Raw genomic sequence first — 11,989 nt, forward strand, 5'->3', positions numbered from 1 at the left:
CCACTGCAGCTTGCTCTTGGGCCGGTTTCGACTATTTCGATTCCAGCGGAAGCGAGTCCGATGCCGCCATCGGAGTAGACGAGAATTGCTGTCCGCTGCATGGGCACATCTACCCAGCATTACGAGACATGCGGTTAAATGCAAATGGCTACCAGCCGAATGTGTGATATTTCAAGCCTCCACGCACCTCGCCGACATGCGCCGCTACTGCTCGTGCCCATTGACCGCGTGAAACTTTGGTGACGAATGAGGGAATTAGCGGATTCCCCAGGCTCAGTAGCGCCCACCAGTAGGCAACCCGTCGGATGCTGACCGGTGGGCACCCTCGGGCGCGATATTCACCCTGCAGTCTCGCGAATCCGTACCCCAGCTTGTAGGACTGTCGGAGCAACGGCCGCAACTCCTCGCGCAGTCTGTAGGCAACTTCAGCCATCGGCAGGAATCCGAAGGTGTACCCGGCCAATTGTGCTCGCCAGCAGAACTCGACGTCCTCGCTGGCGTGATAGGAGGTGTCCATCCCTCCCAGGTCACGCCACACGCTCGTCCAGGCCCCCATGCTGGCACCGATGGCGTGAGGGAGAAACGTGGTCTTACCCTGCCGTTCGGCGGGCATCGACGGTGTCCAGGACATTGCCTTCGCGGTGTTGATCCCAGCGGTCTCCACAGCCGTTCCGACAACGTCGAAGTCCTGCGCCAGGTCCACGAGTGAGCTGATCCAGGTTTCGTGAACTATGTCGTCTGCGTCACAGAAGGCTAGGAATTCGCCCGACGCGTGCAGGCCGCCACAGTTTCGTGCAAAAGACACTCCTGCCTGCGCGGAAGCGTCGATGTACTGGATTTTCATTCGAGTATTGAGCGAATGGTCGGCTATGTGGCGCCTCAAGCGTTCGCCGACTCCGTTGTCGGCTACTACGACTTCGAATTCCCCCGAGTAATTCTGCTGCGCCAATCCGTCGAGTTGTTCGTCGAGTTGGCTGATAATCCCATTCATCGGAATTACGACGGAAACAGTCGGGCGAACGGTTCGGTGCGCGTCGATTGTCATATCGACAGCATAAAAGAAAACTGGTCAGGCGGAACTCGATGCCTGCCGATAACCGCGGATGGCGGGGTAGAGGAACACGATCACCAAACCGAAGGACCACGCGAGAGTCTGCAGGACCGGCGTCAACGTCGGTCCGCCCAGAGCGAAAGCACGCATCGCGTCCACCGCACACGACATGGGCTGCGCTGCAACCACTGGCTGCAGCCACGTCGGGTACGCCGCTACCGGCACGAACCCGGAGTTGAAGAAGAGCAGCAACGTACACAGAATCGAGACCAACTCGACCAGCGGTGCGTCGCGTGACACGGTCGCCAGAAACGTCACCAGAACTGCGAAGCCGATGCCGAACGCAATGGGGAGCAGCACGAGGCCCAGCCCGGCCAGCAATCCTTGGTTGAGCCGGAATCCGAGTGCGAACCCCATGGCGATGATCACCAGCGTGGTCACGAACACACGCACGGCCTCGGCCATCATTCGACCCACCAGTCCGGCTGCACGGTGGGTGGGCAGGGTCCAGAAACGTGGCAACAACCCGTTCATACGTTCCTGTTTGAGGCCCACTGCACTGACGATGGAACCGAACATTGCGCCGATGAGCACGATGAGAGGCACCTGGCCGTACACCGCAGGCTGGCCGGTGGCCATCGAAATCGAGTCCCCGAGCACTACTCGGAACATGAGGAGCATCAATGCCGGGTAGAGCATGGCCTGAATCATCGTCGTAGGGTCTCTCGACCAACGTTTGAGCAGGCGATTGCACTGAATCGTGCTGTGGACGAGCAGAGCGCGAGCCGACGACTCCGGCAGCAGGGTCGTGGGTTCTGGAAATCCGAACGTCTCACGAGTAGCGGCGCGCGGCTGAATGTCGGTCATGGTCAGTCTCTCCGTCGCAGGCTCGCCCACAGGGCAAGTGGAACGAGCACAAGGGTAAGTCCGACGATCCAGAGAACGGCGGGGAGCACGACCGACAGCTGAACTGTCCCGTCGGCCATGTCTCTCATCGCGGCCGCGAACTGTGAGATCGGCTGATTACGCACGAACGGGCGAATCCACTCGGGAAAGCCGGACTCCGGAACGAACCCTGTCGACGCCATCCCCAGGATCAACTGCGGCAACGTCAGCGCCTGACTGGTGGCCTCAGGGCTCTTCGAGAGCGTTCCGATTGCGTCGGCGCCGAAGGACAGAACAGTACTGATCGCCAGGGCCATGGCGCCGAACATGACTGCCTGGTCGAACCCCGCGCTGAATCGGAACCCGATGACGTGCCCGTAGATCAGAGCGGCGGTCAAAGTCACCGTCGACCTGAGGAACGCACTGGTCATTCGAGCCATGAGAGGTGCGCCGATCGCGACCGGCATGGTTTTCAAGCGCGTGGACAGACCGGTCAGGGATTCCGTCGAAGCTCGCTGCGCCGAGGAAATCGCGGTGAACGCCATTGCCTGCAGAACGATGATCGGCATGAGGAACTGCGCGTAGTCGATCCCCTGGAACTGCATGACGAACTTCAGCGGCAGGAAGAAACCCAGCGTGAAGATCAGCGGTGCGAGGACCGCAATGAACAGCTCGCCTTTGCGGACCATGGTTCGGACGGTGCGTGCAGTGAGGACTTTCCACTGCACGAAGCCCGAGGGCTCGAAGCGAGACTTGGTACGGGTGCGGCCAGGCGGTGTCGCCGACGTCGGATTCGGCGCAGCAGCCACCGTCGAGTCCCGAGATGTCGTCGTCACTTCGTGGCAGCGGTGTTGGAGTGACCGGTCAGGGAAAGGAACACATCGTCCAGGGACGGCCTGCGCAGTGCAATATCCGCCAGTGGAATGCCTGCATGATCGATTCGACGCAGAACCTCGGACAACGTGGCAGCACCGTCCGGAGCGGGGATGGAGACGCGGTCTGCGCCGGGCGCGAGTTCGCGTGCCACAACTCCGGGTACCAACTCGCCGAGGATTCCCACTACCTCCGTCAAGCGGTTCGGATCGACCGGGACCACTTCACAGAAGTTGCCGCCTGTCATCGCTTTGAGCTGATCCGACGTTCCTTCCGCGATCACAGTCCCCTTGTCGATGACGATGATGTTGTCGCTGAGGACATCGGCTTCCTCGAGGTACTGCGTGGTGAGCAGCACCGTGATTCCCTGCGCCTTGAGTGCCTCGACCAGCGACCAGACGCCTTGACGGCTGCGGGGATCCAGACCCGTCGTCGGCTCGTCGAGGAACACGACTTCCGGACGGACGACCAGGCCACACGCGATGTCGATGCGGCGGCGCATTCCACCGGAGTACCCGCGCACCGGCCGCTTGCCGGTGTCCGCCAGGTCGAATTCCTCGAGCAACGCGTGAGCGCGGGCCTTGGAGGCCTTCTTGTCCAGGCCCATCAAACGACCGAACAGTTCGATGTTCTCCCGTCCGGACAGAGTGTCGTCGAGGGCGGCGTACTGGCCGGTCATCATGATGGATCTGCGAACTGCAGGTGCATCGGTGACGACATCGTGGCCCGCGACGAGTGCCCTGCCGGTGTCCGGTTTGATCAGTGTCGCCAGTACTTTCACCGTGGTCGTCTTACCAGCGCCGTTGGGGCCCAGTATTCCGAGAACCGTCCCCTTGGGAGCCGAGAAGCTGATGCCTCGGAGGGCGTGCACGTCGTCGAAAGATTTGTGGACGTCTTCGACTAGTACAGCTACGTCCTCGGGAAAGGGCATCGATACTCCGTGCGGTCGGTGGTGCAGTCGGGTTCTTCTGAAGAAGGGATTCGGTGAGCGCGTACCCGTCAGTTCAATCCAGGCACCGGACGGAAATGTTACCTGCCGGGAAAGACGGCGATTTCACATCGCTCACGACCACTCGATTCCAATTTCGTCCTCGACGTCCAGTTCGCGGCACAGAGATCGAATGCCGCTGTAGTCCTGGACGAGGTGCTCCCGGCTCCCGTCGTCGACGATGTCGCGAAGCATCGCCTCGAATCCGTCGACTTTCTCGGCACCGAGAATTGCTTCCCACGTCGAGAAGTCCGTGCTCGAGAACGCCTTCATGCCCTGGGCGAGGCCGTCGAGGAACAGTCTGCGATCACGGTCGTCCAGTGTGCCGAAGACGATCTTTGCCATCTCGTCGGCGATCGAGGCATGGCAGTACTCGTCGCGGTTGTGGAGCTTCACCGTCGCGCGATTCACCGGTTGAACGACGTCGTCGTCCTCGATCAAGTCCAGGTAGGAGGTGATCGAGATCTCCGCGACGGTCGTGTACGCAAGCGCGCTCAACGCAGCAGCTCCGGAGTTCGCGGCACCGAGCTGCGCGGCGCGTTGGGCACGGACTGTCGCGCTGAACGGGAGCTGTCGCTCGGGCATCGCCCAACCGCGCTGACGACGGGTGAGTGCGCTCGCGTTCAGGTGCATGAGGGTGTGGTACTGCTCGTCGACCATCGCCTGCGTGACGGCGATCGCCAGGACGTCACCCATTCCGGTGCCGAACGCGTCCTGAGCGAGGAGCGAGAAACCCGGATTGACTACATGCTGCTCCACGTCCATGACGTTCTTGTTGAACGCGACCCAACCCCAGGCCCGGATCCGTTCCCTCTTCTCCTCCGGCAGTGAGAGGTACACGTCGTGTTCCGCGAACGGGATCAGGGCTTCCGGGAAATCGTGCTTGGCATGATCGAACAGGTCGTCCAGTTCGGGTTCGGGCTTCTTAACCGTGGCCCGATTGGCCCAGTTGCCGGCCAGCCTCGACACGATCGCGCTCTCCACTGGATCGTCCGGGTCGTACTCGGGCAGTGATGGATTGTCGATCATGACCGGTTCTCCTCACGTCCTTGTTCTCGCACGATACCGAAGAGTCGAGCGCAGAGAGCCGCGTATCCGGCGGGATCGGGGAGGGCCGACCCGGCGCGGTCGAGGTACTTCTCGAAATCCCGCGCTCCGCCGTCCTCGACGACCGTAGTCAACTCGGACATCGCCGACGCCAAAGCGGACCGCGCGCTCATCGCGTGAGGGTTTCCGGATTGCACATCCCAGTAGACCTCCGGCTCGCCGCGCGTCACTCGCGCCAGCAATGCCAACGCGGTACGAGCCGGGGGAGGCGCGACGGCGTGCACGAGCGCCGGGTCGACGTCGAGCGAGGCGAGAGCAGTTCCGAACGCCAGAACAGCAGCATGGGTCAGAGCTTGGGTTGCAGCCGCCACCCGATCGTGCTCGTCGGCGTTCACTCGCACGATCAGTGCGCCCCACGTTTCGAGACGAGCAAGGAATTCGCCGACGCGTGTGCCGGCTCGGTGGACGACCGCCGCGACGGGACGTCCTTCCATCCCGAGGGACGGAGCGAACATCGGATTGATGCCGAGCACGGAGGCCTGCGTCGAGCGAGCCTCGACCGAGGAGGCGAATCGGGATTTCACCGACAGCGTTTCGACCAGCAGAACGTCCCGGCTGGAATTCGGAACCTGAGCGGCGAGAGCTACCGATTCCGGGACCGCCAATACGATGACGGTCGTCGACGCCAACAATTCGCGCAGATCGTCGTCCGGATCGACGATGTTTCCCTGCACATGGTCACAGTCGTGCTGTGGATCGTCGGACGCGTCGACATCAACGGTGACGACGGACAGGCCGTCGGAGACGAGGAGCCCGGTGAGAAGGGTGCCGACGGCTCCACGGCCACCGACCACGACGGCGTCATACGACTTCATTCGTCGAGTATCACCGCTTTCTGCTCGCGACGGAGATCCAGATGGTGATGTCCGCATGGACGACCTCGACACCAGCGCTGTCGCGAATCGACACCGGGACGACGATGTCCGAGCCTTCCGTGACGGTCGCCCACTCGGGCGGATCGAGCAGGGCTACCGCGGTCAGTGATGTGGTGGCCTTGGTCAGATAGCGCACCGTCATCTCCTTCGGGATCCAGCGATGAGTCGGTGGCACCGTCGCTTCGGCGAGCATGCCCATGGCCACCTCGGCGAGATTGCACGCGGCGATCGCGTGAAATGTTCCCAAGTGGTTCCTGATTCCCCACCACTTCGGGGCCGTCACCTCGCAGCGACCTGGCTCGAGGGACTTCACACGGGGGAGGACGGATCCGAAGTACGGGACCCTGAGACACATTCCGATGGAGAAGATCGTCTGCCCGAGGACATTGTCGGGAAGCTTCTTCCACAGGCCGTAGGTAGTGCTGGTGGCGGTCATGCGCGTATCTTACTGCCGAGTAAGGTGCGCGGGTTCCGCGTGCGACGAATCCGCATCGAGAGGGATTTGTGCTCCGGCGCGGTCTACGGCATACTGGTCGGGTTGCCTGGACACGGGACGCGCTTTCGTGCGGCCTTCGCCAGGTAAGAGCAGAACAGGACCAGCACTCCACGTGAGTGCGTTCGGTTTGCCGGCTCGGAGATGAAGGAACGCCTCGCGCACCCGGTCATCGAAGAAGAGCAAGCGGAAAGAAGTGTCAGTAGAAATACGACACGCCCGACCGCGTGGACCGGAGAACCATGACAGATGAACAGCGGCAACGGATCGGGTCTTTCCTGATCGCCAACGTTCGGTTCGTCGTGTGAGCACGAGGGCAGTTCGAGTCTCCTCGGTTTTCGCCGAGCGGCTCGGGGACTGTGCAGACGAGGTGGAGCAGGCCATGAGGCCGGCTTCACGACAAGCGGCAAGAAAAGGACACTAAGCGTGGCGGGACAAAAGATCCGCATCAGGCTCAAGGCCTACGACCACGAGGCGATCGACGCGTCAGCGCGCAAGATCGTCGAGACGGTCACCCGTACGGGTGCCCGCGTCGTCGGACCGGTGCCGTTGCCGACCGAAAAGAACGTGTACTGCGTCATCCGTTCGCCCCATAAGTACAAGGATTCGCGCGAACACTTCGAGATGCGTACTCACAAGCGGCTCATTGACATCCTCGACCCGACGCCGAAGACGGTCGACGCGCTCATGCGCATCGATCTGCCTGCCAGTGTCGACGTCAACATCCAGTGAGCGCGGAGACAACGATGACTGATAACAAGAATCGGCCTGCCACAGGCATTCTGGGCACCAAGCTCGGAATGACTCAGGTCTTCGACGAGAACAACCGCGTCGTTCCCGTGACCGTGATCAAGGCCGGACCCAACGTGGTCACCCAGATCCGCACGCAGGAGCGCGACGGCTACAGCGCCGTCCAGGTCGCCTTCGGCGCGATCGATCCCCGCAAGGTGAACAAGCCGACCACCGGCCAGTTCGAGAAGGCAGGCGTCACGCCTCGCCGCCATGTCGTGGAGATCCGCGTCGCCGACGCCTCGCAGTTCGAGGTCGGCCAGGAGCTCACCGCTGCAGTGTTCGAGGACGGCGCTTTCGTCGACGTCACCGGCACCAGCAAGGGCAAGGGCTTCGCCGGCACCATGAAGCGCCACGGATTCAAGGGCCAGGGCGCAAGCCACGGCGCCCAGGCCGTGCACCGTCGTCCGGGATCCATCGGCGGTTGCGCCACTCCCGGTCGCGTCTTCAAGGGAATGCGTATGTCCGGCCGCATGGGTGGCGACCGCGTTACCACGCAGAACCTCTCGGTCCACAAGGTGGACAGCGAGAACGGTCTGCTCTTGATCAAGGGAGCAATCCCGGGCCGTCGCGGCAATGTCGTGATCGTCAAGTCTGCATTGAAGGGTGGTGCTCGGGCATGACCAGCCTCGAGAAGAAGACCAACCTGACGCTCGACGTCAAGGAAGCCGGCGGCAAGACCAACGGCACCGTCGATCTCCCCGCCGAGATCTTCGATGCGCCTGCCAACATCGCGCTTCTGCACCAGGTCGTCGTGGCTCAGCTCGCTGCTGCTCGTCAGGGAACTCACTCCACGAAGACTCGTGGCGAGGTTCGCGGTGGCGGCAAGAAGCCGTACCGGCAGAAGGGCACCGGCCGGGCTCGTCAGGGCTCGACTCGCGCTCCTCAGTTCGTCGGCGGTGGCACGGTCCACGGACCGCAGCCGCGCGACTACAGCCAGCGCACCCCCAAGAAGATGAAGGCAGCTGCACTGCGCGGTGCCCTCTCCGATCGGGTTCGCAGCGAGCGTCTGCACGTGATCACCGAACTGGTTGCCGGACAGACTCCGTCGACCAAGGTCGCGAAGTCCTTCCTCGGTGAGATCTCCGATCGCAAGAAGCTTCTTCTTGTTGTCGGCCGCGAGGACGTTGCAGCGTGGAAGAGCGTTCAGAACCTGGACGGCGTGCACCCCATCGCACCCGATCAGCTCAACACGTACGACGTGCTCGAAGCCGATGACGTCGTCTTCAGCGTGGAAGCGCTGAACACGTTCATCGCAGGGCCTGCGAAGAACGAGGAGGGAAGCAAGTGACCACCATCGCCGATCCCCGCGACATCCTGCTTGCACCGGTCATCTCCGAGAAGTCCTACGGACTGATCGAGGAAGGCACCTACACCTTCCTGGTGCACCCGGATTCGAACAAGACGCAGATCAAGATTGCCGTCGAGAAGATCTTCGACGTCACTGTGACCAGCGTCAACACGCAGAACCGTCAGGGCAAGCGCAAGCGGACCCGCACCGGTTACGGCAAGCGCAAGGACACCAAGCGCGCGCTCGTGACGCTCTCCGCCGACAGCAAGCCCATCGAGATCTTCGGAGGTCCGGTCGCGTAAGCGACTGGGACTCTTCGGATATAAGGACGAGAAGACTCATGGCAATCCGTAAGTACAAGCCGACCACTCCGGGCCGCCGCGGCGCCAGTGTCTCCGATTTCGCGGAGATCACTCGCAGCACGCCCGAGAAGTCGCTGATTCGCCCCCTGCACGGTCGCGGTGGACGTAACGCACACGGTCGTATCACCACCCGGCACAAGGGTGGCGGTCACAAGCGTGCATACCGTCTGATCGATTTCCGTCGCAACGACAAGGACGGCGTGCCGGCCAAGGTCGCTCACATCGAGTACGACCCCAACCGCACCGCCAACATCGCACTGCTGCACTACGCAGACGGCGAGAAGCGCTACATCGTCGCCCCCAAGGGCATCGCTCAGGGTTCGCCCATCGAGCAGGGTGCAGGCGCCGACATCAAGCCGGGCAACAACCTGCCGCTGCGCAACATCCCGACGGGTACGACCGTTCACGCGGTCGAGCTTCGTCCGGGCGGCGGCGCGAAGATGGCACGTTCGGCCGGCGCGAGCATCCAGCTCCTCGGTAAGGAAGGCCCCTACGCAACCCTGCGTATGCCGTCCGGCGAGATCCGTCGCGTCGACGTGCGCTGCCGCGCAACCGTCGGCGAGGTCGGCAACGCCGAGCAGTCGAACATCAACTGGGGTAAAGCCGGCCGTATGCGTTGGAAGGGCAAGCGCCCGACCGTTCGTGGTGTCGTGATGAACCCGGTCGACCACCCGCACGGTGGTGGCGAGGGCAAGACCTCCGGTGGACGCCACCCGGTCAGCCCCTGGGGACAGCCTGAAGGCCGTACCCGCAAGAACAAGGCGAGCGACAAGCTGATCGTCCGTCGTCGTCGTACCGGCAAGAACAAGCGCTAGGAGGGAGTTCAGAATGCCACGCAGCCTGAAGAAAGGCCCGTTCGTAGACGATCACCTCCTCGCGAAGGTTGACGTCCAGAACGACAAGGGAACCAAGCAGGTCATCAAGACCTGGTCCCGTCGATCGACAATTCTCCCCGACTTCATCGGTCACACCTTCGCCGTCCACGACGGTCGCAAGCACGTGCCGGTGTTCGTGTCCGACTCGATGGTCGGCCACAAGCTCGGAGAGTTCGCACCGACCCGCACGTTCAAGGGTCACATCAAGGACGACCGGAAGGCGAAGAGGCGATGAGCAACACCGAAACCGCCAACCCGACTGCCAAGGCCGTCGCGAAGCACGTCAGCGTCACGCCCATGAAGGCTCGTCGCGTCGTGGATCTGGTTCGCGGGCGCTCCGTCGAGGACGCGCTCAACATCCTGAAGTTCGCGCCGCAGGCAGCCAGCGAGCCGGTCGCCAAGGTGATCGCCTCCGCAGCGGCCAACGCAGAGAACAACCTGGATCTCGACCCCAGCACGCTGATCGTCGCGACCGCGTTCGTCGACGAGGGCAAGACGGGCAAGCGATTCCAGCCGCGCGCTCAGGGTCGTGCTTTCCGGATCCGCAAGCGCACCAGCCACATCACGGTGATCGTCGAGAGCCTGCCCAAGACCGGCGGAACAAGTCGTAACCGTCGTAAGGGCCAGGCGTCCAAGGAAGGGGCTCAGTAGTGGGTCAGAAAATCAACCCGCACGGCTTCCGCTTGGGTATCACCACTGACTGGAAGTCGCGCTGGTACGCAGACAAGCAGTACTCGGAGTACGTCAAGGAAGACGTCGCGATCCGCAAGCTCCTCGCCACCGGCATGGAGCGCGCAGGCATCGCGAAGGTCGAGATCGAGCGCACCCGTGACCGTGTTCGCGTGGACATCCACACGGCACGTCCGGGCATCGTCATCGGTCGTCGTGGCGCCGAGGCCGACCGCATCCGCGGAGCTCTCGAGAAGCTGACCGGCAAGCAGGTCCAGCTGAACATCCTCGAGGTCAAGAACGCCGAGTCCGAGGCTCAGCTCGTGGCCCAGGGTGTTGCAGAGCAGCTCAGCAACCGCGTCGCTTTCCGTCGTGCAATGCGTAAGGCCATTCAGTCGGCCATGCGTCAGCCGAACGTCAAGGGCATCCGTGTCCAGTGCTCCGGCCGTCTCGGCGGCGCCGAGATGTCTCGCTCGGAGTTCTACCGCGAAGGCCGAGTGCCCCTGCACACCCTTCGTGCGGACATCGACTACGGCCTGTACGAGGCAAAGACCACCTTCGGCCGTATCGGCGTGAAGGTCTGGATCTACAAGGGCGACATCGTCGGTGGCCGTCGTGAGCTGGCCGCCGCTGCACCTGCTGCAGGCAACGATCGCCCGCGCCGTGAGCGTCCCTCGCGTCCGCGTCGTTCCGGTGCTTCGGGCACCACCGCGACGAGCACCGAGGCAGGCCGTGCGGCATCCGCAGAGGCTCCGGCCTCGACCGAGCCGAATCAGGAGGGCTGACGATGTTGATCCCACGCCGGGTCAAGCACCGGAAGCAGCACCACCCGAAGCGATCGGGTGCGTCCAAGGGCGGCAACCACGTGACGTTCGGTGACTACGGTATCCAGGCTCTCGAGCCTGCCTACATCACCAACCGTCAGATCGAGGCCTCCCGTATTGCGATCACCCGCCACATCAAGCGTGGCGGCAAGGTCTGGATCAACATCTTCCCGGACCGCCCGCTCACCAAGAAGCCTGCCGAAACCCGAATGGGTTCCGGTAAGGGTTCGCCCGAGTGGTGGGTCGCGAACGTCAAGCCGGGTCGCGTGCTCTTCGAGCTCTCGTTCCCCGACGAGGCCGTCGCACGTCAGGCCCTGACGCGCGCAATCCACAAGCTGCCGATGAAGGCACGCATCATCACCAGGGAGGAGCAGTTCTGATGGCTACCGGAACCCCAGCCGCAGAGCTCCGCGAGCTCACCGGTGAAGAGCTGGTCACCAAGCTGCGTGAGTCGAAGGAAGAGCTGTTCAACCTTCGCTTCCAGATGGCTACCGGCCAGCTGGACAACAACCGTCGACTGCGCACCGTTCGTCACGAGATCGCGCGCATCTACACCGTCCTGCGTGAGCGTGAGCTCGGTCTGGCCACTGGTCCTGCCGACGACACTGCAGGTGACGCGGCATGAGCGAGGAAAAGACTGTGACTGAAGGACGCAACAACCGCAAGACCCGCATCGGATACGTCGTATCCGACAAGATGGAGAAGACGATCGTGGTCGAGCTGGAAGACAGGGTCAAGCACCCTCTCTACAGCAAGGTCATCCGTCGGACCACCAAGGTCAAGGCACATGACGAGAAAGGCGACGCCGGCGTAGGCGATCGCGTTCAGCTCATGGAGACCCGCCCGCTGTCCGCCACGAAGCACTGGCGACTGGTCGAGGTCCTCGAAAAGGCCAAGTAAGCATTCA

Annotated in this window: 18 protein-coding genes; 11 read left to right on the top strand and 7 right to left on the bottom strand. The window is 62.8% G+C overall.

Going from position 1 to position 11,989, the window contains the following annotated elements; genetic code table 11:
• Positions 1–148 precede the first annotated feature (148 nt).
• The 7 genes from ACFULT_RS09400 to ACFULT_RS09430 form a co-directional block, all read right to left on the bottom strand.
• Positions 149–1,045, bottom strand: a complete 897-nt coding sequence (locus ACFULT_RS09400; protein WP_378481302.1) for a glycosyltransferase — start codon at positions 1,043–1,045, stop codon at positions 149–151.
• Positions 1,046–1,069: 24 nt separating this feature from the next.
• Positions 1,070–1,918, bottom strand: coding sequence for an ABC transporter permease (locus ACFULT_RS09405; RefSeq protein ID WP_037113826.1), 849 nt, complete (start codon positions 1,916–1,918; stop codon positions 1,070–1,072).
• A 2-nt stretch (positions 1,919–1,920) separates the two neighbouring features.
• Complete coding sequence (locus tag ACFULT_RS09410; RefSeq protein ID WP_378481303.1) at positions 1,921–2,745, bottom strand: ABC transporter permease; 825 nt, start codon at positions 2,743–2,745, stop codon at positions 1,921–1,923.
• A gap of 23 nt (positions 2,746–2,768) precedes the next feature.
• The gene (locus ACFULT_RS09415; protein WP_094719163.1) at positions 2,769–3,740 is read right to left on the bottom strand and encodes an ATP-binding cassette domain-containing protein; all 972 of its coding nucleotides are present in this window, start codon (positions 3,738–3,740) and stop codon (positions 2,769–2,771) included.
• Positions 3,741–3,872: 132 nt separating this feature from the next.
• Entirely contained in the window at positions 3,873–4,826 is a 954-nt protein-coding gene (locus ACFULT_RS09420) for a diiron oxygenase (RefSeq protein ID WP_378481304.1), read from the bottom strand.
• On the bottom strand, positions 4,823–5,719 hold the full coding sequence (locus ACFULT_RS09425; protein WP_378481305.1) for a prephenate dehydrogenase dimerization domain-containing protein: 897 nt from the start codon (positions 5,717–5,719) through the stop codon (positions 4,823–4,825). Before ACFULT_RS09425 ends, ACFULT_RS09420 begins: the two co-directional genes overlap by 4 nt.
• A 10-nt stretch (positions 5,720–5,729) precedes the next feature.
• Positions 5,730–6,215, bottom strand: a complete 486-nt coding sequence (locus ACFULT_RS09430) for a hotdog fold domain-containing protein (protein ID WP_378481306.1) — start codon at positions 6,213–6,215, stop codon at positions 5,730–5,732.
• A gap of 483 nt (positions 6,216–6,698) precedes the next feature.
• Here ACFULT_RS09430 and rpsJ point away from each other — a divergent pair, with 483 nt between their 5' ends.
• The 11 genes from rpsJ to rpsQ are packed head-to-tail and all read left to right on the top strand — an operon-like array spanning position 6,699 to position 11,982.
• Positions 6,699–7,004: a 30S ribosomal protein S10 gene (rpsJ, locus tag ACFULT_RS09435; RefSeq protein WP_003938093.1), complete on the top strand. Its 306-nt coding sequence runs from the start codon at positions 6,699–6,701 to the stop codon at positions 7,002–7,004.
• 14 nt (positions 7,005–7,018) lie between these two features.
• Positions 7,019–7,684 (top strand): 50S ribosomal protein L3, encoded by a 666-nt coding sequence (gene rplC, locus ACFULT_RS09440; RefSeq protein ID WP_026347512.1) that lies wholly within the window; start codon positions 7,019–7,021, stop codon positions 7,682–7,684.
• The gene (gene rplD, locus ACFULT_RS09445; RefSeq protein WP_019663545.1) at positions 7,681–8,352 is read left to right on the top strand and encodes a 50S ribosomal protein L4; all 672 of its coding nucleotides are present in this window, start codon (positions 7,681–7,683) and stop codon (positions 8,350–8,352) included. Before rplC ends, rplD begins: the two co-directional genes overlap by 4 nt.
• Complete coding sequence (gene rplW / locus ACFULT_RS09450) at positions 8,349–8,654, top strand: 50S ribosomal protein L23 (protein WP_019663546.1); 306 nt, start codon at positions 8,349–8,351, stop codon at positions 8,652–8,654. The genes rplD and rplW overlap by 4 nt, the downstream gene beginning before the upstream one ends.
• Positions 8,655–8,692: 38 nt before the next feature.
• Positions 8,693–9,529: a 50S ribosomal protein L2 gene (gene rplB / locus ACFULT_RS09455; RefSeq protein ID WP_019663547.1), complete on the top strand. Its 837-nt coding sequence runs from the start codon at positions 8,693–8,695 to the stop codon at positions 9,527–9,529.
• Positions 9,530–9,542: 13 nt separating this feature from the next.
• Complete coding sequence (rpsS, locus tag ACFULT_RS09460) at positions 9,543–9,824, top strand: 30S ribosomal protein S19 (protein ID WP_008718309.1); 282 nt, start codon at positions 9,543–9,545, stop codon at positions 9,822–9,824.
• Positions 9,821–10,240 (top strand): 50S ribosomal protein L22, encoded by a 420-nt coding sequence (gene rplV / locus ACFULT_RS09465; protein ID WP_019663548.1) that lies wholly within the window; start codon positions 9,821–9,823, stop codon positions 10,238–10,240. Before rpsS ends, rplV begins: the two co-directional genes overlap by 4 nt.
• Positions 10,240–11,043 carry a 30S ribosomal protein S3 gene (rpsC, locus tag ACFULT_RS09470; protein ID WP_019663549.1) on the top strand — a complete coding sequence of 268 codons (804 nt, stop codon included), beginning with the start codon at positions 10,240–10,242 and terminating at the stop codon, positions 11,041–11,043. Before rplV ends, rpsC begins: the two co-directional genes overlap by 1 nt.
• A 2-nt stretch (positions 11,044–11,045) precedes the next feature.
• Complete coding sequence (gene rplP / locus ACFULT_RS09475) at positions 11,046–11,462, top strand: 50S ribosomal protein L16 (protein ID WP_019663550.1); 417 nt, start codon at positions 11,046–11,048, stop codon at positions 11,460–11,462.
• The gene (gene rpmC / locus ACFULT_RS09480; RefSeq protein ID WP_019663551.1) at positions 11,462–11,707 is read left to right on the top strand and encodes a 50S ribosomal protein L29; all 246 of its coding nucleotides are present in this window, start codon (positions 11,462–11,464) and stop codon (positions 11,705–11,707) included. The genes rplP and rpmC overlap by 1 nt, the downstream gene beginning before the upstream one ends.
• Positions 11,704–11,982: a 30S ribosomal protein S17 gene (rpsQ, locus tag ACFULT_RS09485; RefSeq protein WP_019663552.1), complete on the top strand. Its 279-nt coding sequence runs from the start codon at positions 11,704–11,706 to the stop codon at positions 11,980–11,982. The genes rpmC and rpsQ overlap by 4 nt, the downstream gene beginning before the upstream one ends.
• Positions 11,983–11,989: the final 7 nt, after the last annotated feature.

Source organism: Rhodococcus sp. NPDC057297 (genome assembly GCF_042667435.1).
In the GTDB taxonomy this organism is placed as follows: Bacteria; Actinomycetota; Actinomycetes; order Mycobacteriales; family Mycobacteriaceae; genus Rhodococcoides.